Below are 26,366 nucleotides of genomic sequence, written 5' to 3'. Positions count from 1 at the left end.
GGTACGCTACGCCCCCTAACAAGCGCTTGTCTACGAAGTGGTCTATTGACTTACGGCAGGTGATTGGGACGCTGGTTCCAGTCCTTGTGTTGGGAGCGGAGAGATGGCACGCCTCACAGCTCTTCTCGGTGCCATCGCGGCGGCACTGGCGGCGGTACTGTTCCTGCCCGCGACGCCGGTCGCGGCCCACGACCACCCCAGCGGCATCACCGACCTGGTGACGCCCGCCGTGGTACGGCTGGAAGCCGTGTCCCACGTGGAGATCACCCTGCTCGACCACGTCGGCGAGCTGAAACACGTGGAGCGGTCCTACGACATCCCGTTCGCGGTCGGGACCGGCACGGTCGTCAACCCCGACGGCACCATCGTCGGCCTGCGCCGCCTGGCCGTGAACCCCGACGACGTCGCCGTCTACGCCGCCAACAGGATCTTCGCCGAGCACCACAAGGTGAAGATCCCGGCCGACTACGACAAGCACAAGCTCTCCGACGACCTGCTCGACCACCACCTGCAGGAGTGCTACCCGCCCAAGACCGACACCGCCACCTGCATCATCAACGTCACCACCGACATCACCGCCTACCCCAACGTCTCCCCGGCCAGCCCCAACGGCTACAAGGTCAAGTGCATCAAGGCCGGCCCCGACCCCGACGACCCCGCCGTGCTGGTGCCGCTGACCCCGGCGACCGGCGTCGGCATGCCGACCGCGCCGCTCGCCGACAAGGTGCCCGACCAGGTCGGCTCGCCCACCAACGTCGCGGGCTTCCTCGGCCGCCCCGGCCCGGACGTGCACCACAACGTCGTCATCGCCCACCTCGGCCAGGGCGGCGGCCAGGGCCAGAACGGCCGGCCGTTCGCCGACCCGGAGAAGAAGAAGGACGAGCCGGTCGAGCTGGGCGGCCTGGCCGACAAGGGCATGGTGGGCGCCCCGGTCATCGGCGACAAGGACGGCCACGTCATCGGCCTGCTCGTCGGCGGCGGCAAGGAGGGCAAGATGCTCGGGATCCGGGAGGTCCTCGGCGTCCTGACCCAGGCCAAGGTGACGCCCCGCCGGGGGACCATCGACACCGCCTTCGAGGCGGCCCTGACCCGCTACCACACCAAGTACTACACCGAGGCCGCGCCGGGCTTCCAGCGCGTGCTGGAGCTGTATCCCGGCAACGTGGTGGCCGCGAGCCTGCTCAAGACCTCGCTGGCCAAGCGGGGCGGCCCGGAGGACCAGGGCACCAGGCAACTGGCGGCGACGACGCCCGGCACGTCCCGGCCGCTGTGGCCGTTCATCGCGGCGGCCGTGCTCCTCTTCCTGGCCGCCGGCGGCGGGGCGTATCTGTTGTGGCGCCGCCGCGCTCCTGAAAGACCGACAGAACTGCCGCAGCCACTCGCGGCCGGGCCACCGCTCGACGAAGGCGCCAACCAGACCGTCGTCGTGCGGCGCTCCCAGTCGTTCCCAGTGGTCCCGCAGCAACAGCAGCAGGTGATGACGGCCCAGGAGGCGCCCATGAAGTACTGCACCTCGTGCGGCATGCGGCTGGGCCCCGCGCATCGCTTCTGCGGCTACTGCGGTCATCCCATCGAGACGTGATGCACGTGAACGAACGATCGCTCATCGGCCAGGAGGTGGCCGGGTACTACATCGAGGACATCGTCGGCAAGGGCGGCATGGCCGTCGTCTACCTGGCGCTCGACCCCCGGCTGAGCCGCCGCGTGGCGTTGAAGATCCTCAACCCGGTGCTCAGCGTCGACGACCGGTTCAGGCAGCGGTTCATCCTGGAGTCCAGAACGGTCGCCAGCATCGAGCACCCCAACATCATCCCGATCTACGAGGCCAACGCCGACGCCGACGGCGTGCTCTACATCGCCATGCGCTACGTGGACGGCCTCGACCTGCGCCGCCTCATCTACGACCGCGGGCCGCTGCCGATCGGGCCGGCCAACCGCATCTTCGCCCAGGTGGCCGCCGCGCTCGACGCCGCCCACGCCCACGACCTCATCCACCGCGACGTCAAACCGGCCAACATCCTGCTGGCCGGCGACCACGTCTACCTCACCGACTTCGGCATCACCAAGCACCGCTCGTCGATCTCCGGGCTGACCCAGACCGACCAGTTCATCGGCACGCCCCGCTACATGTCGCCTGAGCAGATCAACAAGGAGCACATCGACGGGCGCTGCGACCAGTACGCGCTGGCCTGCGTGGTCTACGAGGCGCTGTCGGCGCGGCTGCCGTTCCAGCGGGAGAACGACATCGCGCTGCTCTGGGCCCACCTGGCCGAGCAGCCGGTGCCGCTGTCGCACCTCAGGCCCGAGCTGCCGCCGCAGGTGGACGCCGTGATGGCGCGGGCGCTGGCCAAGACGCCCGAGCAGCGCTACGCCACCTGCACGGAGTTCGTCACCGCGCTGCGGGACGCGATCAGCGGGCCCCAGGCGGCCGATCCCGCCGACCTGCTCGTCCCGGGCAACCTGGTGCCGCGCCCCGGCACGAGCCCGCACTCGGGCCCGCACGCGGTGCCGCACTCGGGCCCGTACTCAGGGCCCGGCGCGGTGCCGGGCTCGGGCCCGCACTCAGGGCCCGGTGCGGGGCCGCCGTCCGGGCCGCATCCGGGCTCCGGCGGTCATACCGGCCCCTTCGCGCCCGCGCCGCCCACCCGGCCCTCCGCCGGCGTCAAGCGCCCGGGCCGCGTCCCGATCGTGGCCGTCACGCTGGTCGCCGCCGTCGCCGCGCTGGCGCTGGTGGCGTTCATCGTCTTCAGCCACCGGGGCGACACCTGGTCGCGCTACCAGGCCAGCCAGGCCGCGCCGCTGACCTTCGAGTACCCCGGCGACTGGACCGCGCGCACCCACCGCGACCTGTTCACCGTCGCCTCGCCGCACGCCACCGAGTTCGAGGCGTTGTTCGTCGCCGGGCCGGGCGCCGACTGGTCGGCGATCTCCCAGATCGTCGCCGACGACCCCGCGAGCGCCGCCGGCGTGTACGTCCAGACCTCCGACACCCTCGACCCGTCCGGCGACGCCGAGCAGATGAAGGGCAAGATGGAGGCGCTGCTGCCCGGCTCGGTGGACCTGGAGAAGCCGGTGCAGGACCAGGCGGGCAACAAGCCGGCCACCCGCTTCGACGGCTCGTTGTTCGACCAGGCGAGCGGCGTGCGGCTGGGCTTCGTCAGCTACGTGATCGAGCGGCAGCCCAAGAACATGCTCGTGATGTACTTCTGCGGCAGGGCGAGCTGCGACGACGCGACCCAGGCCCGCTTCCGGCAGAGCATCCACGTGTCGTGACTTGGAACTGACTTGCGTCCGGCTTGGCCTGGGTGTTCAAGGGATGTGCCCGGAGTCTACCCTCCGGCTGTGGGCATTCGCATAGTCATCGCCGACGACCAGGCGATGGTCAGGGCCGGGTTGCGCATGGTCGTCGATAGCGACCCCGGCATGGAAGTCGTCGGCGAGGCCGCCGACGGGCGGGAGGCGATCGCCGTGGCGCGGCGCACCCGCCCGGACATCGTCCTCATGGACATCTCGATGCCCAGGCTGGACGGCCTGTCGGCGGCCAGGGAGCTGCTCGACACCCCCGCGCCGCCGAAGGTCATCACGCTGACCACGTTCGACACCGACGAGAACCTCTACGCGGCGCTGCGCGCCGGCACCAGCGGCTTCCTGCTGAAGGTCTCGCCGCCGGAGCAGCTCCTGGAGGCGATCCGGGTGGTGCACGCGGGCGACGCGCTGCTCGATCCGGCGGTGACCAGCCGGGTGATCGCGACGTTCGCCGGGCGGGCCGAGCCGACGCCCTCGCCGAGGTTGTCGGAGCTGACGCCGCGCGAGCTGGAGGTGCTGCGGCTGCTGGCGCGCGGCCTGACCAACGCGGAGATCGCCGGGGAGCTGTACGTGGGGGAGGCCACGGTCAAGACGCACGTGGCGCGGGTGCTGATGAAGCTGTCCCTGCGCGACCGGGCGCAGGCGGTGGTGTTCGCGTACGAGTCCGGGGTGGTGCGGCCGGGAGCGGCCTGAGGTCTTGAAGACCCCTGGGGCCTTATGTGTATATTTTTCGGCATAAGGCGTCTGATACAGGAGATATTTCATGCGAGCGTTCCCCCGGGTGTTGTTCGACGAGGCCCACAGCGAGTCGTGGACCGTGCGGCGCGAGGTGGCCGAGGCCATCAACCCCGCCCACCCCGACGACAGCAGCTACGCGCGAGCCGCCGGCCTGCTGCGCCACCTCGGGCACACGGTGACCGTCCACACCTCGGGAACGCTCCAAAAGGACGTCCTGGCCGACCAGGACGTCCTGGTGATCGCGCACCCGGCGCAGGAGCGGTGGGAGCGCACCACCGGGCAGGGCAGCCCCGTGCTGTCCGCCGCGGAGCTGGACGCCGTCGAGGCGTACGTGGCCGCCGGCGGCGGGCTCGTCGTGCTGGCCGAGGAGGAGCAGGACAAGTACGGCAACAACCTGCGCGACCTGCTCGCCCGCTTCGGCGTCGGCATCACGCACACCACCGTCCGCGACCCCGGGCACGCGCACCGCGGCGTCGCCACCTGGGTCCGCGCCACCCGCGCCACCGAGGACGGCCTGCTGGCGGGCGTCCGGGAGACCTGCTTCTACCGCAGCGGCGTCCTGACCGTGGAGCCGGACCGCGAGGCGACCGTGCTGTTCACCACCTCCGCCACCGCCGACCCGGCCGGCGCGCCGCTCGCGGTGGCCGTGCGGCACGGGCGGGGCCGGGTCGTCGTGCTCGCCGACTCCGACCTGTTCGGCGACGACTCGATCGACGACTACGACCACCGCCGGCTCTGGGGCAACCTCGTCACCTGGGCCGCCCGCCTCCCCGAGGACGGCGGGCCGGCCGCCGCCCGCGCCGGCGCCAAGGCCGAGCTGTTCGCCCGGCTCAAGGCGGCCGTGGAGGAGCTGCGGCCGCTGCAGGTCAAGGACGGCTCCGTGCCGGAGGAGGCCAGGGAGCGGGCCACGGCGCTGGTGGAGCGTGTCGGCGACTGCGTGGGCGAGCTGGCGCCCCACTTCCCGCACGACGCCGCGTACCTGGAGGCCGTCCGCCGCGACCTGGCGAAGTGGGCCGACGGCGGCCTCGGCGTCCCCGACTTCCTCGACTCGCTCGACCTGTTCCACCCCGACACCCAGCGCGTGGACGGCCTGGAGCACCTCGTCGTCTTCCCCATGTACACCCAGAACGGCAACCCCAACCGCAACCTGGAGGCCGTCTGGATCCGGACCATCTGGCCGGACTGGCTGGCCCGGCTGGAGGCCGGCGGCTACGACAACCCGATGTTCGTGCCGATCGCGTTCGAGGACTTCACCTCCGGCTACGACACCCACTCGGCCGTGCTCTTCCCCGAGACCGTCGCCGTGCGGCAGGCCCCCGCCCGCTTCACCTGGGGCGGCATCTTCGCCGACCGCGAGGCCGCCAGGTTCCGCCGGGTCGCGGCGGCGGCGGCCGGCACGCTCCGGCTCGACCTGCCGCCCGACGCCGCCCGGCTGCTGGCCTCCCAGCGGCTCGCCCAGGACACCTTCGTGTTGTGGGACCTCGTCCACGACCGCACGCACAGCCACGGCGACCTGCCGTTCGACCCGTTCATGATCAAGCAGCGGATGCCGTACTGGCTGTACGCGCTGGAGGAGCTGCGCTGCGACCTGACCGCCTTCGGCGAGGCGGTGAAGCTGGAGGAGCAGGGCGTGCCGCACGCCCGCTACGTGCAGCTCGCCATCCTGTTCGACCGGCTGTTCCGCTTCCCCATCAGCGGCGAGCGGGTACGCAACTACGACGGGCTCGGCGGCCAGCTCCTGTTCGCCTACCTGCACCGCAACGACGTCGTCCGGTGGACCGACAACCGGCTGTCGATCGACTGGGAGCGCGTCGCGGACGGCGTGGCCGACCTGCGCGGCGAGGTGGACAAGCTCTACCGCGACAGCATCGACCGCTCCAAGCTGGCGCACTGGCTGGCGGCCTACGAGCTGGTGACCTCCTACGTGGCCCCGCACCCGGCCTCCGTCTGGGCCAAGGGCGTCGCGGCGCTGCCGGAGGAGCAGAAGGCCAAGGTGGACGCGGTGCTGCCGGACGAGTTCCCCCTCAGCATGTTCTACGAGGCACTGCGCCGTAAGCTGACGGACGTGGTCGAATCGACTAAGGGACTCCGCGCATGATCATTCTGGTGACCGGGGCCGCGGGCCCCGCCGGGCAGGCCGTGACCGCGTACTTCCGCAAGAACGGCCACACCGTCATCGCCGTCGACAGGCACGACACCGACCTGCTCGACCGCGCCGCCGTCCAGCGGCTGGCCGAGCGCGTCGAGCGCGAGCACGGCCGGGTCGACGGCGTCGTCCACCTGGTCGGCGGCTGGCGCGGCGCCTCCTCCTTCGCCGAGACCTCGCTCGACGACTGGGACCTCCTGCACGACCTGCTGATCCGCACGCTGCAGCACGTGTCGCTGGCCTTCGAGCCGCTGCTGCGCCGCAGCGACGACGGCCGCTTCGTGATCGTCTCGGCCAAGGCCGCCGAGCGGCCGTCCGCCGGCGGAGCGGCCTACGCCGCGGCCAAGGCGGCGGCGGAGGCGTGGACCCTCGCCCTGGCCGACGCGCTGTCCGGCACCTCCGCCGCGGCCGTCGTCCTCGTCGTCAAGGCCCTGGTCAACGACGCCATGCGCGCCGAGAGACCCCAGGCCCGCTTCCCGGGCTTCACCGACGTCAACGACCTCGCGGCGGCGATCGGCGGCCTCTACGACCGCCCCGCCGCCGAGCTCAACGGCACCCGATTGGACCTCACTTCTTGATTCCCCGGCACGACCCCCAGCTCAAGGCGTTCGCCAGCGACAACTACGCCGGCGTGCACCCCGAGATCCTCCAGGCCATCGCCGACGCCAACGGCGGCCACCAGATCGCCTACGGCGACGACGTCTACACCGAGGCCCTCCAGGACGTCTTCCGCGCGCACTTCGGCGAGCGGGCGCGGGCCTGGCCCGTCTTCAACGGCACCGCCGCCAACGTCGTCTCCCTGCGCGCCATGCTGCGCCCCTGGGAGGCGGTCATCTGCGCCGAGACCGCCCACATCAACACCGACGAGGGCGGCGCCCCCGAGGTCACGGCCGGGATCAAGCTCCTGACCGTGCCCACGCCCGACGGCAAGCTCACCCCCGAGCTGATCGACCGGCAGGCGTGGGGCTTCGGCGACGTGCACCGCGCCCAGCCGCGCGTGGTCTCCATCTCCAACACCACCGAGCTGGGCACCCTCTACACGCCCGCCGAGATCGCCGCGATCTGCGCGCACGCCCACGAGCGGGGGCTGCTGGTCCACCTCGACGGCTCCCGCCTCACCAACGCCGCCGCCGCCCTGGACGTGCCCATGCGGGCGCTCACCACGGACGCCGGGGTGGACGTGCTGTCCTTCGGCGGCACCAAGATCGGCCTGCTGTACGGGGAGGCGGTCGTCGTCCTCGACCCGGAGGCGGCGAGCGGCGTCGACTACCTCCGCAAGACGTTCATGCAGCTGTCGTCGAAGATGCGCTTCGTGTCCGCGCAGTTCGAGGCGCTGCTCTCCGGCGACCTGTGGCTGCGCAACGCCCGCCAGGCCAACGCCATGGGCCGCCGGCTGGCCGAGGCCGTGCGCGGCATCCCGGGCGTCGTCCTGCCCCGGCCCGTCGAGGCCAACGCCGTCTTCGCGATCCTGCCCCCGGACATGACCGAGCGCCTGCAGAAGCGCTTCCGCTTCTACACCTGGAACGAGGCCACGGGCGAGGTGCGCTGGATGTGCGCCTTCGACACCACCGAGGCCGACGTGGACGCCTTCGCCGCGGCCGTCGCCGAGGAGATGGCCGCCTCCTGACGGCCTCAGCGGCCCGGGCCCGACGGCTTCAACGGCCCGGGCCCGACGGCTTCAACGGCCCGGGCCCGACGGCTTCAACGGCCCGGGCCCGACGGCTTCAACGGCCCGGGCCCGACGGCCTCAGCGGCCCGGGCCCGACGGCCTCAGCGGCCCGGGCCCGACGGCCTCAGCGGTGCCGGCCGCTCAGCGCCAGGCGGGCGGCCTGCCAGCCGCCCATGCCGTGGACCCCGGCCCCCGGCGGCGTGGACGACGAGCACAGGAACACCCCCGGCAGCGGGGTGCGCCACGGCGCCGGCGACCACACCGGGCGGCGCAGGAACTGGACGAGGCTGGACAGCCCGCCCGAGATGTCGCCGCCCACCAGGTTGGGATCGTACGCCTCCAGCTCCGCCGGGCCCATCGCGTGCCGGGCCAGCACCCGCTCGCGGAAGCCGGGGGCGAACCGCTCGATCTGCGCCTCGACCGCGCCGGTCAGGTCGGCCCGCGAGCCGTTCGGCACGTGGCAGTAGGCCCACAGGGTGTGCCCGCCGCGCGTCGGGTCGGCCGCGTACGGCTGCACCGCCAGCACGTACGGCCGCGGCGAGACCCGCCCGGCGGCCGTCTCCGCCTCGCTGAGCGCGATCTCCTCCAGCGTGCCGCCCAGGTGGACGGTGCCCGCCCCGGCCACCGCCGGATCGCGCCACGGCACCGGCCCGTCCAGCGCCCAGTCCAGCTTGAACACCCCCGGCCCGTGCCGGAAGCGGGCCAGCCGCCGCCGGTAGCCCGGCGGCAGGTCGGCCATGGCCAGGAGCTGCCGGGGCGCCACGTCGAGCACCACCACGGGCGCGGACACCTCGGCCAGCCGCCGCACCCGGTGCCCGGTGACGGCCTCGCCGCCCAGCGAGCGCAGCTCGGCCACCAGCGCGTCGGCCAGCACCTGCGACCCGCCCCGCACCAGCGGCCAGCCCACCAGGTGGGCCACGGACGCCAGCAGCAGGCCGTAGCCGGCGCTGATGGGGGAGCGCAGGTCGAGGACGGAGTGCGCGGCCATGCCGGCGATCAGCGCCCGCGCCTCGGGGGTGCGGAAGGCCAGCCGCGCGAACGCCGTGGCCGGCAGCGCCGCCATCGGCCCGAACGCGGCCGCCCGCGCGAACGCCCGCGGCGGCACGCCGCCCCACGGCCCGAGCGGCTTGAGCAGCAGCTCCACCAGCGGCAGCCCGCCCCGCACGGCCGCGCCCACGGTGGACAGCCAGGCGCCCGCGTCGCGGCCGAGCGCGGCGGCGGTGCGGGCGGGGTCGCGGTGCAGGAGCACGGCCGGGCGGCCGTCCAGCGGGTGGGCGGCGGGCAGGGCCGGATGGGCGAACTCGACGCCCTTCAGCCCCAGCTCCCGGAAGGCCGGGGAGGCCAGCGCCAGCGCCATGACCGTCGCGCCGTAGTCGTGCACCCGGCCGGGCAGCGTCAGCTCGCCCGAGCGCAGGGCGCCGCCGAACCGGTCGGCCGCCTCCAGCAGCAGCACCCGGCGGCCGGCGCGGGCCAGCGTGACGGCGGCGACGAGCCCGTTGGGCCCGGAGCCGACCACCACGGCGTCGGCGTCGGCCACTACCGGGGCGCGAGGATCGAGGGGTAGGGCTGGGCGCCGCGCTGGCGCAGCAGGTCGGTCATCAGCTTGATCTCGCCGCTCTGCCCCTGGACGATCTTCTGCGCCATGCTCACCACCTCGGGCCGGGTGGACAGGCCGAGCAGGCCCTCGGCCATCTGCACCCCGCCCTCATGATGGCGGATCATGAGCTGCAGGAACAGCACCTCCGCCTGCGTGCCGTCGGCCGCCTTGAGCCGGGCCAGCTCCTCGGGGGAGGCCATGCCGGGCATCGCGCCGGTCGAGGCCGCCGGGGTGGCGACGCCGGGAGTGGCGGCGCCGTGCCCGTGGCCGCCCATCCAGGCCATCGGCTTCCGGTCGGTCGCCTGGCCGAGCCCCCACTGCTGCAGCCAGCCCAGGAACATGCCCCGCTGGTTGGACTGCGTGGTGATGATGTCGTAGGCCAGGTTGGAGATCTCCGGGGCGGGCCGCTTGTCCCTGACGAGGAAGGCCATCTCGACGGCCTGCGCGTGGTGCGCGGCCATGTCCCTGGCGAACCCGGCCTCGGGCGAGGAGTCGCCGGGGGTGCCGGAACGCCCGAACACCAGGTAGGCCGCCGCGGCGAGCACCAGCACGCCGCAGACGATGAGCAGAGGTTTCCTGAGGGACTTTTCCATGGCCTGTCCAGCGTACCCACCTGCCGGCCGACCGGTGACTGCGCGCTTACATCCCCCTTATTCTCCGCATACGCCCGGAGGGCATAGGGTGACCCCTGTTGATTCGCCGATGGAGGAACGATGACGAAGGAGAAGGCGCAGGCGCGGCGCGAGCATCTGCAGAGGATGCGGGCCGACCAGAAGCGCAAGCAACGCCGCGCCGCGCTGCTCATGTGGGGCACGGGCGGGCTGATCATCGTGGTCCTCGTCGGCGTGGTCGGCTTCTACCTGGTCAAGCAGGCCCGTGAGACCTCGCTGGACGCCGTCACCAGCGCCAAGTACGAGGCCGGCGAGCACGTGTGGACCCCGGTCACCTACAAGGAGACCCCGCCGGTCGGCGGCCAGCACAACAACTACTGGCAGCAGTGCGCCATCTACGACAAGCCGATCCACCCCGAGCACGGGGTCCACTCGCTGGAGCACGGCGCCGTCTGGATCACCTACCGGCCCGACCTGCCCAAGGCCCAGGTCGACAAGCTGAAGGAAGTGGCCACGAGCACGGGCCAGCAGGACTACATGCTGATGAGCCCGTTCCCCAACCTGCCCTCGCCGATCGTGGTGTCCTCCTGGGGCCACCAGCTCAAGCTGACCGACCCGGCCGACCCCAAGCTGGGCGCCTTCATCAAGCGCTACCAGAACGGCGCCGACACGCCCGAGCCGGGCGCCATCTGCGGCGGTCCCAACGCGATCACCACCACCGCCGACCAGGCCCCGCTGCCGCCCGAGCCCAAGGGCGAGCAGACCAACGCCCCGATGGAGACGCTCAAGCCGTCGGCCAGCCCTTCCCAGCAGTAGCTCCCGGCGCCCGGCCCCTCGGCCGGGCACTCCAGGCGGGCACTTCAGGCGGGCACTCAGCCGAGCACGTCCTGCGGCGGCGTCCACTCCAGCCCGTGCGCCTCGGCCACCGGCCTGCTGGTCAGGTGGCCCTCGTGCGTGCTCAGGCCGCGGGCCAGCGCCGGGTCCTCGCGCATGGCCCGCCGCCAGCCGAGGTCGGCGATCGCCAGCGCGTACGGCAGCGTGACGTTCGTCAGCGCGAACGTCGAGGTGTGCGGCACCGCGCCCGGCATGTTGGCCACGCAGTAGAACAACGAGCGGTGCACCTGGTAGGTCGGCTCCTCGTGCGTGGTCGGCCGGGAGTCCTCGAAGCAGCCGCCCTGGTCGATGGCGATGTCCACCAGCACCGAGCCGGGCTTCATCCGGCTGACCAGGTCGTTGCTCACCAGCTTGGGCGCCTTCGCGCCGGGCACCAGCACCGCGCCGATGACCAGGTCGGCCTCCAGCACCGCCCGCTCGACCTCCAGGGTGTTGGAGGCGACGGTCTGGCAGTGCCCCTGGTAGATCAGGTCGGCCTGGCGCAGCTTGTCGATGTTGTTGTCCAGCAGCAGCACCTCGGCCTGCATGCCGAGGGCGATGGCGGCGGCGTTCATGCCGGACACCCCCGCCCCGATGACCACGACGTGCGCCGCGCGCACCCCCGAGACGCCGCCCATCAGCACGCCCCTGCCGCCCGCCGAGCGCATCAGGTGGTAGGCGCCCACCTGCGGCGCCAGCCGGCCCGCGACCTCCGACATGGGGGCCAGCAGCGGCAGCGCGCCGCCGGAGGTCTGCACGGTCTCGTACGCGACCGCCGTGCACCCCGAGTCGAGCAGCGCCCGCGTGCAGGGCCCGGAGGCGGCCAGGTGCAGGTAGGTGAACAGCACCTGCCCCTTGCGCAGCCGGTGGTACTCCTCGGCCACCGGCTCCTTGACCTTCATCACCAGGTCGGCCGCGCCCCACACCTCGTCGGCCTGCGGCACGATGGCGGCGCCGGCCGTGGCGAAGTCGGCGTCCGGGATCGACGACCCCTCCCCGGCCCCGCGCTCGACGTAGACCTGGTGGCCGTGGCGCACGAACTCGTGCACCCCCGCCGGCGTCAGCGCCACCCGGTACTCGCTGTTCTTGACCTCTACGGGAACACCGATCTTCATCGATCAACCCTCGTTCGCGTGAAAACTGCGGCCAATCCGCGATCCTGCCTTGATTCTTCCGCCCGCGCCACGGCGGCGGGAAAACCTCTTCTTGATTACCTTGCCCGTGCCGGTCCTCGATAGGCTCACCGCAGCCCGAACGTCAGGATGGGAACGTCATCGATGGACAAGCCGGAAGCGCCGCCCCCCGCGGATCCGGGGGAGCCGCAGGCCAGCAGGGTCACCACCATCGTGCTGATCGTCTCGCTCGTCCTGGTCGTGCTCATCGCGGGCGTGCTCGGCACGGTCGCGGTCCTGATGACCAAGAACCCCGACCAGCCGCTGCTGGGCGGCGCACCGCCGGTGCGGCTGGCGGTGCCCCTCCACTTCGCCCCCGTCCGCGAGGTCAAGGCCGCGCCGTGCCAGGCGGGCGAGCAGGCCGTGCCCGACGAGGAGCAGCGCACCTGCTACGTGCTGGAGGACGGCGTCACGGTCCTGTCGGTGCAGCGGATCGAGCCGGTCAGGGAGAAGGACGGCCAATACTCCGTCCGCATCGCCGTGGCCGCCGGTTTCAAGGACAGGATGGTCGAGCTGGTGGACGAGCTGGCGCCCGACCAGCGGCAGCTCGCCGTCGTGCTCGCCCCCGAGCAGCCCGACGCGCCGAAGACCGTGGTGGCCGCGCCCATCGTCACCGAGCAGATGGACGGCGACAGCCTGCGCATCGCCGGCTTCACCAAGGAGCAGGCCGACGCGCTGACCTCCCGGCTGCTCGGCCCGGTCGCGAGCGGCGCCCCCACCGGCGCCCCCACCGGCGGCCCGGCCGGCACCCCCACCAGCGCTCCCACCGGTGTTCAGCCGCCGGGCACGGGGAACACGCAGCCCGGCACGGGGAACACTCAGCCGGGCACCGGCAGCACGCAGCCCGGCACGGGGAACACGCAGCCCGGCACGGGGAACACGCAGCCCGGCACCGGGAACACGCCGCCCGGCACGGGCACGACGAACACCCAGCCGGGCACCACCAACCCCGCCTCCGGCACCGGCCGCAGCGGCACCGACCCCCGCTACGGCTCCTGCAAGGAGGCCGTCGCGCACGGCTACGGCCCGTACTCGCGCGGCGTCCACGAGGAATACTCCTGGTACACCGACACCGACGGCAACGGCGTCGCCTGCAACAGCGGCGACATGAGCTGACGCACCGGCCGCCCGCCCGCTCACCCGAACAGCTGCTCCAGCCAGTCGATCCCGAAGTACGCCAGGAACACCAGCGACACCACCCACAGCAGCCACGGGATCTCGGCGAACCTCCCGCGGGCCGCCTTGATCAGCGTGTAGACGATCACCCCGGCCCCCACGCCGTTGGTGATCGAGTACGTGAACGGCATCAGCGCGATCGTCAGGAACGCCGGCACCGCCAGCTCGGGATCGTCCCAGGGCACGTTCTTGCACTGCGTCATCATCAGCGCCCCGACCAGCACCAGCGCGGGCGCGGCGGCCGCGGCGGGCACCACGGCGGCCAGCGGCGTGAACAGCAGCGTCAGCGCCAGCAGCGCCCCGGTCACCACGCTGGCCAGGCCGGTGCGCGCGCCCTCGCCAACGCCCGCCGCCGACTCCACGAACACGGTGTTCGCCGAGGCGCTGACCGAGCCGCCCACCATGCCGGCCACGCCGTCCACGGTCAGGACGCGGCCCAGCCGCGGCACCCGCCCGTCGCGGTCCACCAGCCCGGCCTCGTCGCTGACGCCGATGATGGTGCCCATCGCGTCGAAGAACCCCGACAGCACCAGCGTGAACAGCACCACGGCCGCCGTCAGCGCCCCCGCCCGGGCGAACCCGCCGAACAGGTCGAACTGCCCGACCAGCCCGAAGTCGGGCGCGGCGATCAGCGACTCGGGCATCCGCGGCGCCACCACGCCCCACGACCGGGGATCGACCGTGGCCACCGAGTTCACCAGCACCGACAGGGCGGCGGTCACCGCGATGCTGATGAGGATGGCGGCCGGGGTGCGGCGCGCGTACAGCAGGATCATCAGCAGCAGGCCGAAGCAGAACATCGTGACCGGCCAGCCCGTCAGGTGCCCGGTGGCGCCGAGCTGCACGGGCGTGCCCGAGCCCGCCGCCACGAATCCCGCGTCCACCAGCCCGATGAGCGCGATGAACAGCCCGATGCCGACGCTGATGGCGTGCTTGAGCGCCAGCGGGATGGCGTTCATGATCAGCATGCGCAGGCCGGTGACGGCCAGCAGGATGATCACGAGACCTTCGAGCACCACCAGGCCCATCGCCTGGGCCCACGTCATGTGCGGGGCGGCCTGGTAGGCCACCACCGCGTTCAGCCCCAGCCCGGCGGCCAGGGCGAGGGGCGCGTTGCCGACGAACGCCATGAGCAGCGTCGAGACCGCCGCCGCCAGCGCGGTCGAGGTGGTCAGCTCGGCGATGGACAGGCGGGCCCCGGTGACGTCCTTCGCCCCGCCCAGGATGATCGGGTTGAGCAGGATGATGTACGCCATCGCCACGAAGGTGGTGAGCCCGCCACGCACCTCCCGGCCGACGGTCGTCCCGCGCCGGGTCAGCTCGAAGAGCCGGTCGAGCACCTCGTCCCCCTTCATGATCAGGGGGAGTGCCGGTTGCCTACCCGGCGTGGGACATGATCACGCTTTCTCGTGCCGCCCGTGGCCGACGAGCCCGATGAACTCCTCCAGGCCGATCGTGCCGTCGCCGTCGCGGTCGGCGGACTTGATGAACGCCTCGATCTCGCTCTCGGACACGCCCTGGCCGCCCAGCGCCTCGTTGGCGCGGCGGATCTCCTCGGCGGTCAGCAGGCCGTCGCCGTCGGTGTCGAAGCGGCGGAACTCCGCCTCGGCCGCCTCGCGTCCGCTGGTCATCAGGTACCTCCCCGTTGTTTCGCCCGTCACTCGGGCAAGGCGATATCTTCCGGCCTGATCGGAACGCGCGTCAACTTGAGCCCGGTCGCGGCCCGCACCGCCGCCGCGATCGCCGGGGTCGAGGACAGCGTCGGCGGCTCGCCCGCGCCGCGCAGCCCGTACGGGGCCGCCGGATCCGGATTTTCCAGGATCTTCAGCCGCATGGGCGGCATGTCGAGGATCGTGGGGATGAGGTAGTCGGTGAACGACGGGTTGACCACCTTGCCGTCGAGGACCCGCACCTCCTCCATCAGCGCCAGCCCCAGACCCTGCGCGGTGCCGCCGTGGATCTGGCCCTCCAGCGCCAGCGGGTTGAGCACCCGGCCGACGTCCTGCACCGCCGCCAGCTCCACCACCTTGACCAGGCCCAGCTCCACGTCCACGTCCACCACGGCCCGGTGCACGCACAGCGCGAGCTGGGTGTGCGAGTCGCCCTGCCCGGTCACCGGGTCCATCGGGAACGTCGGCCGGTGCCGGTACTCGCGCGTCTCCTCGATCGGCCCGAACCGCTCCAGCGCCTCCCGCGCCGGCAGCCCGCCGAAGCGCGCGCGCACCGCCTCGCAGGCGGCCTTCACCGCGCCGCCGGTCACGTACGACTGCCGCGACGCCGACGACGACCCCGCCGAGCCCACCGAGGTGTCGGCCGTGGCCACGGTGACCTCGTCGATGCCCAGCTCGGTGCGGGCGATCTGGGCCTGGACCGTCACCAGCCCCTGCCCCACCTCGGCGGCGGCGGTGTGCACGGTGACGTGCGGCTCGCCGTTGACCAGCTCGGCCCGCACCCGGGCGGTGGAGTAGTCGTCGAAGCCCTCGGAGAAGCAGATGTTCTTGATGCCGACGCCGTAGCCGACGCCGCGCCGCACCGACTCGCCATGCGTGGTCTGCGAGACCCCGCCGGGCAACGCCCGCAGGTCGTCCCCGGCCGCCCCGGCGGGCAGCGGCATGGCCGCCAGCTCGCGCAGCATGTCCGCCAGCGGGGCGGGGGAGTCGATGAGCTGGCCGGTGATCAGCCGCGAGCCCTGGGAGACCGCGTTGCGCGCCCGGATCTCCACCGGCGACAACCCGCACGCCTCGGCCAGCAGGTCCATCTGCGACTCGTAGGCGTAGCACGCCTGCACTGCGCCGAAGCCGCGCATCGCCCCGCACGGCGGGTTGTTGGTGTAGACGCCGGTCGCCACGACGTCCACGTTCGGCACCTCGTACGGGCCCACCCCCAGCGAGGCCGCGTTGCCCACCACGGCGGGCGAGGAGGAGCAGTACGCGCCCCCGTCCAGCAGGATGTCGGCCTTGACGTAGACGAGCCTGCCGTCGCGGGTGGCGCCGTGCTCGTACCGCATGCGGGCCGGATGCCGGTGCACGTGCCCGAAGAACGACTCCTCGCGGCCGTAGCTCATCTTGACCGGGCGGCCCAGCCGCAGCGCCAGCATGCAGGCGTGCACCTGCATCGACAGGTCCTCGCGGGCGCCGAACGCGCCGCCCACGCCGGACAGCGTCAGCCGCACCTTCTCCGGCGGCAGGCCCAGGCAGGGGGCGAGCTGGTCGCGGTCCACGTGCAGCCACTGGGTGGCGATGTACAGGTCCACGCCGCCGTCCTCGGCCGGCACCGCCAGGCCCGCCTCCGGTCCCAGGAACGCCTGGTCCTGCATGCCGACCTCGTACTCGCCGGTGACCACGACCTCGGCCTCGAACGTGCTCCCCACGCGGACCGGCTGGCGGCGCACCACCTCGACCGCGTCGCGCGGGTCGGTGACCGGCTCGCGCACCTCGTAGCCGACCACGATCGCGGCGACCGCCCGGCGGGCCGTCTCCGGATGGTCGGCCGCCACCAGCGCCACCGGCTCGCCCTGGTGGCGCACCTGGTCGATGGCGAGCACCGGCTGGTCCTTGTGCTCCAGGCCGTAGAACTTCTCGCCGGGGACGTCCTCGTGGGTCAGCACGGCGTACACGCCGGGGATGCGCAGCGCGGGCCCGATGTCGATCGAGCGGATCCACGCCGACGGGTGCGGGCTGCGCAGCGTCGCGCCCCACGCCATGCCGTCGATCCACAGGTCGGAGGCGTAGGCGAACTCGCCGGTCACCTTCAGCGTGGCGTCCGGGCGGCGGGCGCTCTCGCCCACGCCGTTCGACGTCGTGTACGCCGTGCCCGCCGTCCCCGTGCCCGCCGTCCCCGTGCCCGCCGTCCCCGTGCCCGCCGTCCGTGTGTCCGCCGTCCCCGTGTCCGTCATCCTCCGAGTGAAGCACCGGCCCCCGGCCGCGTCCTATGCACGGCGGTGAAATCCCGGTCAAAGCCTGTGACGCGGGGCTTGTATATTCCTCCAAGTGCGCATCCGCGACCTGCTGGACCTCGCCGAGCCGCGGTTGCGGCTGCTGACCGGCGACCCCGACCGGGAGTTCGGCACGGTCCACATCACCGACCTGCCCGAGCCGGGCCGCTACCTGTCGGGCGGCGAGCTGGTGCTGACCGGGCTCATGTGGCGGCACGGCCCCGAGGACTCCACCCGGTTCGTGGCCGCGCTGGCCGAGGCCGGGGTCGCCGCCGTCGGCGCGGGCGCCGCGCTGCTCGGGCACGTGCCCGGCGACCTCGTGGCCGCCTGCGCGGCCGCCGGCCTGCCGCTGGTGGAGGTGCCGACCGAGGTCTCCTTCCGCACGCTCACCGAGCTGGCCGCGCCCCGCCTGTCCGGCGAGGCGCGCGCCGCGCTCGGCCGGCACCGCAGGCTCGTCGCGGCCGTCGCCGAGGGCGCCGGGCTGCGCGAGCTGTTCGAGGCGGCCGCCGCCGAGCTGGGCGTCACCGGCGCCGTCCTGACCGCGTCCGGGCAGGTCCTCGTGGGGACGGCGGCCGAGCCCGAGCGGCTGGCGCGGGCGTACCTGGCCGCGCCGCGGCTGCCCGCCCGCGCCGGCGGCAGCACGCTGTTCGCCGTGGGGCGCGGGCACCGGGCGGCCGGCTGGGTGCTGGCCTGCGACGGCGACCTGCTCGGCCGCGCCGACCTGGGCTACGAGCTGGCCGCCTGCGTCGGGCTGGAGCGCGTCCGCAGGGAGGAGGGCCGCCGGGTGGAGCGGCGGCTGGCCGAGCAGCTCGTGGTGGCCGCGCTGGCCGAGGCGGACCCGGCCGAGCTCAACGCCCGGCTGCGCACCTGCGGGGTCGGCGCGGCCGAGCCGTACGCGGTGGTCAGCGCCGCCGCGCCCCGCCCCGGCGCCACCCGTGGCCCCGACCCCGCCACGCTCGGCGGGCAGATCGTGGAGGAGCTGCTCGGCGGCGAGGTCGTCGCCGCGGCCGGGGCCGACGCCGCGCTGGCCGTGGTGCCGCTGCGCGGGACCGGTGCGGACGAGCTGGCCGCCCGGCTGCGTGCCGGGGCCGAGGTGCTGTCCGCGCTGCCCGGCACCCGCCTCTGCGCCGGGCTGAGCGGCGCGCTCACCGGGGCCGCGGCGCTGAAGGGCGGCGTGGAGGAGGCCGGGCACGCCCGGCGGCTGGCCGAGGCGCGCGGCGGCGGCGTGGTGACCAGCGACGAGATCTACACCCACGCGCTGCTGCTGGCCACGGTGCCGGGGGACGTGCGCCGCTCGTTCGCCGACCGGCTGCTGTCGCCGCTGCTCGACTACGACCGCCGCCACCAGTCGGAGCTGGTGCGCACGCTCGGCGTCTTCCTCGACTGCGCCGGCTCCTGGAACGCCTGCGCCGAGCGGCTCCACGTCCACGTCAACACCGTCCGCTACCGGGTACGCCGGATCGAGGAGCTGACCGGCAGGAACCTGGCGACGATGGCCGATCGGGTGGACTTCTTCCTGGCCCTGCGCGACACCGGCCCGCCCCGGTAGCCCGCTCACGCCTCCCGGCACGCCGCCAGCACCGCGGCCCGCTCCTCCACCAGCCGCCGGTTCCAGCGGGAGTTGTCCAGCCCGGCGTCCGCCTCCTCGGCCAGCGTCACGCACTCCAGCGCCCGGGCCGGCTCGCCCAGCAGCCGGTACGTGCGCGACAGGTCGAGCAGCGCGCGCAGCACGCCGATCCGGTAGCCGCTCGCCCTGCACAGCTCCAGCGACCGCCGCAGCTCGACCTCGGCGCCCCGCGGGTCGCCCAGCGCCAGCAGGGTCTCGCCCAGGCCGAAGCGCATCTGCCCCTCCTGCATGACGTCCCCGGCCGCCGCGGCGTCGGCCACCGCCCTGCTCAGCGGCTCGCGCGCCAGCTCGGGCCGCCCCGCGCCGAGGTGCGCGTGGCCGAGCATGGTCAGCGCGTAGCGCACGCCCACCCGGGCGCCGATCCGGGTGGCCGCTTCGAGCTGGCGCTCCGCCCAGGGGATCGCCTCCTCGAAACGCTCGCCGATGATGTAGGTGTTGGCGAGGTTGCCCAGCGTGCTCATCTCGGTGAAGGCGATACCGAGCCGCCGGGCCAGCGCCAGCTCGGCCTGGAAGTGCGCGGCGGCCTCGTCCGTGCGGCCCATCGAGGACAGCGCGCCGGCGATGTGCCCGTGGGCCAGCATGGCGCTCGGCTCGTCGCCCAGCCGCTCGCTGACCTGGAGCGCCAGCGTGTTCAGGGCGTGGATCTCCCCGAGGCGGTGGTCGCGCGAGAGCGACCAGTACAGGCCGAAGGCGAGGTTGACGCCCAGCCGGGCCAGCTCGGGAACGGGCGAGGCGAGCGCCTGGCGCGCGGCGGCCGTCAGCACCGGCTCCTCCTCCCGCAGCCACGCCCCGGCCTCCGCCGGGCCGGCCAGAGAGTGCGGCTCCGTCCCGACCGGGGACGCCGGCTGCGTGCGGTGCGGATCGACCAGCTCGTTGGCGTGGCGGGCGGAGGCGGCGTAGTACGACAACACGCGCACCAGCGCCTCATCCGCCTCCCGCGGCCGCAGCTCGCCCGCGAACAGCCGGACGAGGTCGTGCGGCTGGTAGCGGCCGGGACCCGAGGATTCGAGCAGGTGGGCGTCCACCAGCCGCTCCAGGGCCGCGTCCGCCTGCGGCACGGGCACGCCGAGCAGCCTGGCCGCCGCCTGGGCGGTCACGTCCGGCACGTGCAGCGCCCCGAGGAGCGCCAGGGCGCGCGCCGCCAGCCGGTCCACCGGGCGGGCGCCGCGCTCCAGCGCCGTGTGGCTGGAGGCCAGGCTGGAGCGGACGGCCAGGTCGCCCGCGGACAGCTCGTTCAGCCGCCGCCGCTCGTCGCCCAGCCGGTCCGCCAGCGCCGCCACGCTCCAGCCGGGGCGGCCGGCCAGGCGCGCCCCGGCGATGCGCAGGGCCAGCGGCAGGCCGTCGCACAGGCGGATCAGCCTGGCGGTGGCGTCCTCGTCAGCGGAGATGCGCGGCGCGCCGGCCAGCCCCGCCAGCATCGCGGCGGCCTGCGGGCCGGGCAGGCGGCCGAGCTCCACCTGGAACGCGTCCTCGCCCCACGCCATGCTCTCCCTGCTGGTCACCAGCAGCGAGCTGCCGAACGGCACCCCGAGAAGGGGGCGGACCTGGGCCAGGTCGGCCGCGTCGTCCAGCACCGTCAGCACCGGGCGGCCGTGCAGGCGGCTGCGCCAGACGGCGGCGGCCTCGTCCAGGTCGGCGGGGACGGCCTGGGCCGGCACGCCCAGGCCGCGCAGGAAGCGGCCGATCAGGTCGAGCGGCGACAGGGCAGGCAGGTCGGGGGTGGCGCCGCGGCAGTTCACGTAGAGCCGGCCGCCGGGGTAGCGGGCGGCGGCCAGGTGGGCGGCGTGGGCGGCGAGGGCGGACTTGCCGACGCCCGGCGGGCCGGTGACGACCACCAGCGGGGCCGGCCGGGAGCCGTCCTGGGGAGCCAGCCGCGCCACCAGGAGCTCCAGCTCCCGCTCCCGCCCGACGAACCCGTCCAGGGGCCGGGGAAGCTGGTGCGGAACGCCCTCCTCGCCGCCCCAGCCCCCGTCGGCGGGGGTGGCGGCGGTTGCGTGGGTGCCGGCGGCCGGGGCGCCGACAGGGGTGGCGGCCACTTGGGCCCCGGCGGCTTGGGTGCCGGTGGCCGGGGTGCCGGTGGTGTGGGGGCCGGTGGCGTGAGGGCCGGTGGTCTGGAGGTCGGTGGTCTGGAGGTCGGTGGTCTGGAATCCGGTGGCTGGGGTGTCGGTGGTCTGGCTGTCGGCGTGCAGGATCATGGCGTGGCAGCGGCGCAGGCCCTCACCCGGCGACAGCCCCAGCTCCTCGGCGAGCACCGCCCGCCCCTCCGCGTAGACCTCCAGGGCCTCCGCGCGCCGCCCCGAGCGGAACAGCGCCGTCATGAGCAGCTCCCGCGCCCGCTCGCGCAGCGGCTGCCGCCGCACGAGGTCGCGCAGCTCGTCGGCGGCCTCCGGATGCCGCCCCAGCTCCATCAGGCACTCCGCGCGCCCCTCCAGGGCCGCGAGGCGTAAGTCCGACAGCCGGGCGCGCTCGGACTCGGCGAACGGCCCCGGCAGGCCGCTCAGCGCCGTGCCCCGCCACATGCCCAGGGCCTGCTCGAACAGCCGCAGCGCCAGCCGGCCCTCGCCGCCCTCGCGCGCCCGGCGGGCCTCGGCGAGCCGCCCGGCGAAGGCCAGCGCGTCGATCCGCGAGGGCTCCAGGCACAGGACGTAGCCGGCGGAGGTGCCGGCGATCAGCCGCGACGGCGCGCGGCGCCCGCGGCCCGGCTCGAAGGCGCGCCGCAGCCCGGCGATGTAGGTGTAGACGCTCTGCTCGGCCGTGCGCGGCGGGTCGTCCCCCCAGACGCCGGAGACGAGCCGCCCCATCGGAACGGGGCGCGAGACGGAGGCGGCCAGGATGGCGAGCGCGGCCCGCTGCCGGCCGGGACCGAGGTCCACGGCGCGGGAACCGTCGGCGGCGGTCACCTCGCCCAGCAGCCGAATGACGATCCCCTCGCTCACGTCCGTCCTCCGCGGTGTGCCGGCAGCCGTCAGTCAGGCAGCGTAATCCTCCGGCGTCCGCGGTGCGGAAGGCGAGATGTAGACCGAATGTAGAGGCTCCCCGCTAGGCTGGGGGAACCTCTGGCAGGAGGGGACGCCACGACGTGGCGCCTTCCCTTCGGGAGGCCCGGCCTGCCCGGCACGGTGCGGTCTTCGTGTCCGGGAGGGCTCGCGCGCCCCCTCATGCCGGGCCTCAGGTCAGCAGCAGTGGATCTCCGAAGCGATCGAGCTGACGGAAGAGGTCGCGCCAGGGGCAGACGTCTCGGCACTTGCGGCCGTAACATTGCTTCCGATGGTTACCGCGGTCAGGATCGCGGCAGCCAGGGCGGACAGGGCAATGCGCATACGCATGGGGGTTCTCCCTCGCCTATGTAGTTGCTCGGACTTATCTTCTCAGGGAGCGACGGCTGTGACCACATCTGACCTGGTCGGACTCCGTATTAAGACGGTTAGGCGACAACGCGGCCTGTCACAGGCCCAGCTGGCGCATCCCGAGTTGTCGGACAGTTACGTCTCGTTGATCGAGAGTGGCAAGCGTACCCCGACACCCGCCGTCCTGGAGCTACTGGCCCAGAAACTGGACTGCTCGCTTTCCTATCTGATCAACGGCGTGACCGCCGAGCAGATGGAGGACATCGAGCTGGCCCTGGGTTACGCGCGGCTGGCGCTCGAGAACGGCGAGGTCGTCGAAGCCCGCAACCGCTTCGCGGAGCTGCTGGTCAACAACAACCTGACAGGGTTGACAGCTCTACGTCAAGAGACCGAGTTCGGTCTCGCGCTGGCCAACGAGGCCTGCGGCGACCTCGCCGAGGCCACCTCCATCCTGCTCAGGCTGCGGGAGGAGGAGCTGCCCCCCGACCGGCGCATCGAGGTCGCGATGGTGCTGTGCCGCGTCTACCGCGAGAGCGAGCGGCTCACCGAGGCCGTCGAGGTCGGCGAGCGGATGCTCATGGGCAACGCCCGCCTGCCGTGGACCGACGCGCTGGTGGAGCTGGCCGCCACCCTGCTGGCGGCCTACATGGAGCGCGGCGACCTGCTGCGCGCCCGCCAGTTCGCGGCCGAGCTGCTCAACGCCGCCGACGCGCTCGGCACGCCGCGCTCGATCGTGGCCGCCAACTGGAACGCCTCCAACGTGGCCTACACCACCGGCCACGTCGAGGAGTCGCTGGCCTTCGCCGAGCGGGCGCTGGCGGTGCAGCTGGAGAACGGCCAGCCGCGCAACATCGCCCGCATGCGCCTGGCCTACCTGCGCAAGCGGCTCAAGGCCCGGCCGGCGGAGATCGAGTCCGTGCGCGATGCGCTGCGCGCGGCGGTCGCCGAGTTCGAGCAGACCTCGACCAGCACCATCGACCGCGGCCACCTCAACGTCGACCTGGCGCTCACCGAGTTCCTGAGCGGCGACTACGACAAGGCCGCCGAGCACGCCAGGCTCGGCCGCGACCTGGTCCCCGAGTTCGGGCACGTGCTGGGCGCCGAGGCCAACCTCCTGCTCGGCCGCATCCACGGCGCGGTGGGCCGCTCCGAGGAGGCCGCCGAGTACGTCGCGTCCGTGCGCGACTGGCTGGCGCCGCTGCCCGACTCCCGCCGCTCCGCCTCCACGTGGTACGCCACCGCCGAGACCATGGAGCAGCTGGGCGACACCGAGGGGGCGGTGGAGTCCTACCGCCGGGCGCTGGCCTGCGTGGGGCTGTAGCGGGGTCCGGACCGGGCGATGGCGTCGGTAGCCTTGGGGGTGCCATGAAGACATCCCCGTTCGCGGCCCTCACCGCGATACTCGCCGCCCTGCTCGCGTCCGGCCTGCTCGTGGTCGGCGCCGCCGGCCCCGCGCTGGCGCACGACTCGCTCAAGAGCAGCTCCCCGGCCAAGGGAGCCGAGGTCGAGTCCCTCGACGAGGTGCGGCTGGAGTTCTCCGCCAGGCCGCGCCTGCCGTACGTCATCGTGCGCGGGGCCGACGGGGCCGAGCACCAGCTCGGCGAGCCGCAGACGAACGGCCCGGTGGTCACCCAGGCGGTCAGGACGCCGCTGCCCGCCGGCAGGTACACCATCGCCTACCGGATCGTGTCCTCCGACGGGCATCCGGTGGAGGGCGAGATCCCGTTCACGGTGAAGGGCTCCCCGGCGGCGGCGGGGGCGTCGCCTCCGGCGACCTCGGCATCCTCTCCGGCGGCCTCGGCGTCCTCTCCGGCGGCCTCGACGGCGGGCGCGGAGCCCTCGGGCTCCGGGCAGGCGGCGCCCGCGGCGTCCGCCCCCGCCCCGGCCACCCCGGCGGCCGCGCGCGACGGCGGCGCCACGTTCCCCGTCTGGCTGATCATCGTGATCGGCGCGCTCGTCGGCATCGGCATCGGCTTCCTGCTCAGCGCGCGGAAGAGCAAGCGATGAGCAGGCCGGCGAGCGGGGCGACCGGCGGGGCGACCGGCGGGGCCACGAGCGAGGCGACCGGGCGGGCGGCGGGCAGGACGGCGGGCAGGGCGGCGCGGCTCGCGCTCGCGGGTGTGGCGGCCGCGGTCGCCGCCCTCGTCATCGGCATGATCGTCGGCGGCACGGCCTTCCCCAGGATCATCCCGGGCCTGCCCGACTCCGGCGCGGTGGTCCGCTGGGGGCTGCCGGTCTCCAAGCTGCTCATGGACGTCACCGGGCTGCTCACCGTGGGCCTGCTGCTCATGGCCACCGCGCTGCTGCCCAGCGACAAGGGCATGCTCGGCGGCGCCGCCCTCCAATACGTCAAGGCCGCCTCCTGGACGGCGCTGTCCTGGGCCGGCGCGGCGTTCCTGACCGTCGTCTTCGGCGCCGCCGAGGCCATGGGCCGCACCCTGCCCCAGGCGCTCGACGGCGCCCTGCTCAGCAGCTACGCCACCCAGACCACGCAGGGCGTCGCGCTCACCCTCGTGGTGTTGTTCGCCGTGGCCATCGCGCTGTTCTCGCGCGGCGCGATCACCTCAGGGGCCGCGGCGGGCCTGCTGGCGCTCGCGCTGGTGACGATGCTGCCGCCGCCGCTGACCGGCCACACCTCCTCCTCGCCCAACCACGACCTGGCCACCTCCTCGGTCGCGCTGCACCTGCTGGCGCTGGCCCTGTGGGTGGGCGGCCTGCTCGTGCTGGCCGCCCACGCCCTGCGCCGCGGGGCGCAGCTCGACCTGGCCGCCGGCCGCTTCTCCCGGATGGCCCTGTGGTGCTACGCCGGGGTCGGGCTGTCCGGCGTGTTCGCCCTGGTCGCCCGGCTGGGCTCGGTCTCCGACCTGTGGACCGACGAGTACGGCGTCCTCGCCGTCGCCAAGATCGTCGCGTTCGTCCTGCTCGGCTACGTCGGCTACTGGCACCGGCAGCGCACCCTCGCCCGGCTGCGCGACGGCGAGCCCGGCGCCTTCGTCCGGCTGGCCGGCGGCGAGACGCTGCTCATGCTCGCCACCGTCGGCCTGGCCGTGGCGCTGTCGCGCACCCCGCCGCCCGACTTCAGCGTCCCCGCCGACCGCGCCTACGACCTGCTCGGCTTCCCGCTCCCGCCGCCGGTCACGCTGGGCAACATCTTCGCGCTGTGGTGGCTGGACCTGTTCTTCGCGCTGGTCGCCGCCGCGCTCGCCGGCCTGTACGCGGCCGGCGTCGTCCGGCTGCGGCGGCGCGGCGACGCCTGGCCCTGGGGGCGCACGGCCTCCTGGTTCGCCGGGGTGGCGCTGCTGGTGTTCGCCACGCAGAGCGGGCTGGCCAGGTACGCCAAGGTCATGTTCGACATGCACATGATCGAGCACATGACGCTGTCGATGGTCGTGCCCATCTTCCTCGTCCTCGGCGGGCCGGTCACGCTCGCCCTGCGCGCGCTGCGGCCCGCCGCCAGGAAGGGCGACCGGGGGCCGCGCGAGTGGATCACCACGATCCTGCACAGCCGGTTCACCAGGGTCGTCACGCATCCCGTCGTCGCCACGGCCATCTTCATCGCCTCGACGTACGCGCTCTACTTCACGCCGCTGTTCGAGTCGGCGATGACCGAGCACCTCGGCCACATCTGGATGACCGTGCACTTCCTCCTCAGCGGATGCCTGTTCTTCTGGGTGATCATCGGCGTCGACCCCGGCCCCCACCGGCTGCCGCACGTGGGCCGGCTGCTCATGTTGTTCGTCACCATGCCGTTCCACGCCTTCTTCGGCATCGCGCTGATGATGACCGGCTCGGTCATCGCCTCCGGCTGGTACGAGCAGCTCGGCCGCACCTGGGGCGACACCCTGCTGCAGACCCAGCAGGACGGCGGGGCCATCGCCTGGGGCTTCGGCGAGATCCCGACGCTCATCGTGCTGCTGGCCATCGCCTTCCAGTGGTACCGGGACGACGACCGGCAGGCGCGCCGGGCCGACCGCCACGCCGACCGGCCCGGCGGCCCGGGGGACTCCGAGCTGGACTCCTACAACGCCTATCTCGCCCGTCTCAACAAGGCTGACAAGGGCGAAGAGGGCATAGCGTAGCCGTTCCGTTATGCCCTGCTATCCTCCGATCACAGCTCCCTCGACCGGCAGGTAGCCTTTCTTCCAGGGGAGATGGGCATAACCCCGATGA

At 73.6% G+C, this 26,366-nt stretch carries 19 protein-coding genes; 12 read left to right on the top strand and 7 right to left on the bottom strand.

The annotated features are described in order from the left end of the window. Positions 1–103 precede the first annotated feature (103 nt). The 6 genes from AB0H75_RS11170 to AB0H75_RS11145 all read left to right on the top strand — a co-directional run bounded on the left by AB0H75_RS11170 (position 104) and on the right by AB0H75_RS11145 (position 7,817). Positions 104–1,582 carry a zinc ribbon domain-containing protein gene (locus AB0H75_RS11170; RefSeq protein WP_367794058.1) on the top strand — a complete coding sequence of 493 codons (1,479 nt, stop codon included), beginning with the start codon at positions 104–106 and terminating at the stop codon, positions 1,580–1,582. Beyond that, positions 1,582–3,273 (top strand): serine/threonine protein kinase, encoded by a 1,692-nt coding sequence (locus AB0H75_RS11165; RefSeq protein WP_367794237.1) that lies wholly within the window; start codon positions 1,582–1,584, stop codon positions 3,271–3,273. The genes AB0H75_RS11170 and AB0H75_RS11165 overlap by 1 nt, the downstream gene beginning before the upstream one ends. Before the next feature lie 69 nt (positions 3,274–3,342). Further along, positions 3,343–3,999 (top strand): response regulator, encoded by a 657-nt coding sequence (locus AB0H75_RS11160; protein ID WP_367794056.1) that lies wholly within the window; start codon positions 3,343–3,345, stop codon positions 3,997–3,999. A gap of 70 nt (positions 4,000–4,069) precedes the next feature. After that, positions 4,070–6,142 carry a DUF6421 family protein gene (locus AB0H75_RS11155; RefSeq protein WP_367794053.1) on the top strand — a complete coding sequence of 691 codons (2,073 nt, stop codon included), beginning with the start codon at positions 4,070–4,072 and terminating at the stop codon, positions 6,140–6,142. Beyond that, on the top strand, positions 6,139–6,768 hold the full coding sequence (locus tag AB0H75_RS11150) for an SDR family NAD(P)-dependent oxidoreductase (RefSeq protein WP_367794050.1): 630 nt from the start codon (positions 6,139–6,141) through the stop codon (positions 6,766–6,768). The genes AB0H75_RS11155 and AB0H75_RS11150 overlap by 4 nt, the downstream gene beginning before the upstream one ends. Further along, positions 6,765–7,817, top strand: coding sequence for a low specificity L-threonine aldolase (locus AB0H75_RS11145; protein ID WP_367794047.1), 1,053 nt, complete (start codon positions 6,765–6,767; stop codon positions 7,815–7,817). The genes AB0H75_RS11150 and AB0H75_RS11145 overlap by 4 nt, the downstream gene beginning before the upstream one ends. Positions 7,818–7,983: 166 nt before the next feature. Here AB0H75_RS11145 and AB0H75_RS11140 read toward each other — a convergent pair whose 3' ends face one another. Both AB0H75_RS11140 and AB0H75_RS11135 read right to left on the bottom strand, forming a co-directional pair. Next, a complete protein-coding gene (locus AB0H75_RS11140) occupies positions 7,984–9,396 on the bottom strand; it encodes a phytoene desaturase family protein (protein ID WP_367794044.1) in 1,413 nt (470 codons plus the stop codon). Continuing rightward, positions 9,396–10,049 carry a DUF305 domain-containing protein gene (locus AB0H75_RS11135; RefSeq protein ID WP_367794041.1) on the bottom strand — a complete coding sequence of 218 codons (654 nt, stop codon included), beginning with the start codon at positions 10,047–10,049 and terminating at the stop codon, positions 9,396–9,398. The genes AB0H75_RS11140 and AB0H75_RS11135 overlap by 1 nt, the downstream gene beginning before the upstream one ends. 120 nt (positions 10,050–10,169) lie before the next feature. Here AB0H75_RS11135 and AB0H75_RS11130 point away from each other — a divergent pair, with 120 nt between their 5' ends. Further along, complete coding sequence (locus AB0H75_RS11130) at positions 10,170–10,883, top strand: DUF3105 domain-containing protein (protein WP_367794038.1); 714 nt, start codon at positions 10,170–10,172, stop codon at positions 10,881–10,883. 56 nt (positions 10,884–10,939) lie between these two features. On the opposite strand, the gene ald is transcribed toward AB0H75_RS11130, so the two are convergent. Further along, a complete protein-coding gene (ald, locus tag AB0H75_RS11125; RefSeq protein WP_367794035.1) occupies positions 10,940–12,055 on the bottom strand; it encodes an alanine dehydrogenase in 1,116 nt (371 codons plus the stop codon). A gap of 162 nt (positions 12,056–12,217) precedes the next feature. Here ald and AB0H75_RS11120 point away from each other — a divergent pair, with 162 nt between their 5' ends. After that, positions 12,218–13,228, top strand: coding sequence for an excalibur calcium-binding domain-containing protein (locus AB0H75_RS11120; protein ID WP_367794032.1), 1,011 nt, complete (start codon positions 12,218–12,220; stop codon positions 13,226–13,228). Between the two features lie 20 nt (positions 13,229–13,248). On the opposite strand, the gene AB0H75_RS11115 is transcribed toward AB0H75_RS11120, so the two are convergent. Genes AB0H75_RS11115 through AB0H75_RS11105 form a run of 3 tightly spaced genes read right to left on the bottom strand, consistent with a single transcriptional unit; the run spans position 13,249 to position 17,183 of the window. Beyond that, the gene (locus AB0H75_RS11115; protein WP_367794029.1) at positions 13,249–14,643 is read right to left on the bottom strand and encodes an NCS2 family permease; all 1,395 of its coding nucleotides are present in this window, start codon (positions 14,641–14,643) and stop codon (positions 13,249–13,251) included. 42 nt (positions 14,644–14,685) lie between these two features. Then, a complete protein-coding gene (locus AB0H75_RS11110; protein WP_367794027.1) occupies positions 14,686–14,919 on the bottom strand; it encodes an EF-hand domain-containing protein in 234 nt (77 codons plus the stop codon). A 26-nt stretch (positions 14,920–14,945) separates the two neighbouring features. Then, complete coding sequence (locus AB0H75_RS11105) at positions 14,946–17,183, bottom strand: molybdopterin cofactor-binding domain-containing protein (protein ID WP_367794025.1); 2,238 nt, start codon at positions 17,181–17,183, stop codon at positions 14,946–14,948. Between the two features lie 94 nt (positions 17,184–17,277). On the opposite strand from AB0H75_RS11105, the gene AB0H75_RS11100 reads away from it, so the two are divergent. Next, positions 17,278–18,771 carry a helix-turn-helix domain-containing protein gene (locus AB0H75_RS11100; protein WP_367794022.1) on the top strand — a complete coding sequence of 498 codons (1,494 nt, stop codon included), beginning with the start codon at positions 17,278–17,280 and terminating at the stop codon, positions 18,769–18,771. 5 nt (positions 18,772–18,776) lie between these two features. On the opposite strand, the gene AB0H75_RS11095 is transcribed toward AB0H75_RS11100, so the two are convergent. Further along, positions 18,777–21,785, bottom strand: coding sequence for a BTAD domain-containing putative transcriptional regulator (locus AB0H75_RS11095; RefSeq protein ID WP_367794019.1), 3,009 nt, complete (start codon positions 21,783–21,785; stop codon positions 18,777–18,779). 388 nt (positions 21,786–22,173) lie between these two features. Here AB0H75_RS11095 and AB0H75_RS11090 point away from each other — a divergent pair, with 388 nt between their 5' ends. Genes AB0H75_RS11090 through AB0H75_RS11080 form a run of 3 tightly spaced genes read left to right on the top strand, consistent with a single transcriptional unit; the run spans position 22,174 to position 26,275 of the window. Next, positions 22,174–23,517: a helix-turn-helix domain-containing protein gene (locus tag AB0H75_RS11090; RefSeq protein WP_367794234.1), complete on the top strand. Its 1,344-nt coding sequence runs from the start codon at positions 22,174–22,176 to the stop codon at positions 23,515–23,517. A 44-nt stretch (positions 23,518–23,561) separates the two neighbouring features. Further along, the gene (locus tag AB0H75_RS11085) at positions 23,562–24,203 is read left to right on the top strand and encodes a copper resistance protein CopC (RefSeq protein ID WP_367794016.1); all 642 of its coding nucleotides are present in this window, start codon (positions 23,562–23,564) and stop codon (positions 24,201–24,203) included. Continuing rightward, the gene (locus tag AB0H75_RS11080; protein WP_367794013.1) at positions 24,200–26,275 is read left to right on the top strand and encodes a cytochrome c oxidase assembly protein; all 2,076 of its coding nucleotides are present in this window, start codon (positions 24,200–24,202) and stop codon (positions 26,273–26,275) included. Before AB0H75_RS11085 ends, AB0H75_RS11080 begins: the two co-directional genes overlap by 4 nt. Positions 26,276–26,366: the final 91 nt, after the last annotated feature.

Source organism: Nonomuraea sp. NPDC050783, assembly GCF_040802095.1.
Taxonomy (GTDB): Bacteria; Actinomycetota; Actinomycetes; order Streptosporangiales; family Streptosporangiaceae; genus Nonomuraea.
The sequence above is the reverse complement of the archived record's forward strand: the minus strand, read 5'-3'. Positions and strand labels throughout refer to the sequence as shown.

Bases quoted from the DNA above. Each gene is read 5' to 3' on its own strand.
- AB0H75_RS11155 (WP_367794053.1), top strand. From the start codon at position 4,070: ATGCGAGCGTTCCCCCGGGTGTTGTTCGACGAGGCCCACAGCGAGTCG.
- AB0H75_RS11135 (WP_367794041.1), bottom strand. From the start codon at position 10,049: ATGGAAAAGTCCCTCAGGAAACCTCTGCTCATCGTCTGCGGCGTGCTG.
- AB0H75_RS11105 (WP_367794025.1), bottom strand. From the start codon at position 17,183: ATGACGGACACGGGGACGGCGGACACACGGACGGCGGGCACGGGGACG.
- AB0H75_RS11150 (WP_367794050.1), top strand. From the start codon at position 6,139: ATGATCATTCTGGTGACCGGGGCCGCGGGCCCCGCCGGGCAGGCCGTG.
- AB0H75_RS11170 (WP_367794058.1), top strand. From the start codon at position 104: ATGGCACGCCTCACAGCTCTTCTCGGTGCCATCGCGGCGGCACTGGCG.
- AB0H75_RS11130 (WP_367794038.1), top strand. From the start codon at position 10,170: ATGACGAAGGAGAAGGCGCAGGCGCGGCGCGAGCATCTGCAGAGGATG.
- AB0H75_RS11165 (WP_367794237.1), top strand. From the start codon at position 1,582: ATGCACGTGAACGAACGATCGCTCATCGGCCAGGAGGTGGCCGGGTAC.
- ald (WP_367794035.1), bottom strand. From the start codon at position 12,055: ATGAAGATCGGTGTTCCCGTAGAGGTCAAGAACAGCGAGTACCGGGTG.
- AB0H75_RS11080 (WP_367794013.1), top strand. From the start codon at position 24,200: ATGAGCAGGCCGGCGAGCGGGGCGACCGGCGGGGCGACCGGCGGGGCC.
- AB0H75_RS11085 (WP_367794016.1), top strand. From the start codon at position 23,562: ATGAAGACATCCCCGTTCGCGGCCCTCACCGCGATACTCGCCGCCCTG.
- AB0H75_RS11090 (WP_367794234.1), top strand. From the start codon at position 22,174: ATGGGGGTTCTCCCTCGCCTATGTAGTTGCTCGGACTTATCTTCTCAG.
- AB0H75_RS11115 (WP_367794029.1), bottom strand. From the start codon at position 14,643: ATGAAGGGGGACGAGGTGCTCGACCGGCTCTTCGAGCTGACCCGGCGC.
- AB0H75_RS11120 (WP_367794032.1), top strand. From the start codon at position 12,218: ATGGACAAGCCGGAAGCGCCGCCCCCCGCGGATCCGGGGGAGCCGCAG.
- AB0H75_RS11110 (WP_367794027.1), bottom strand. From the start codon at position 14,919: ATGACCAGCGGACGCGAGGCGGCCGAGGCGGAGTTCCGCCGCTTCGAC.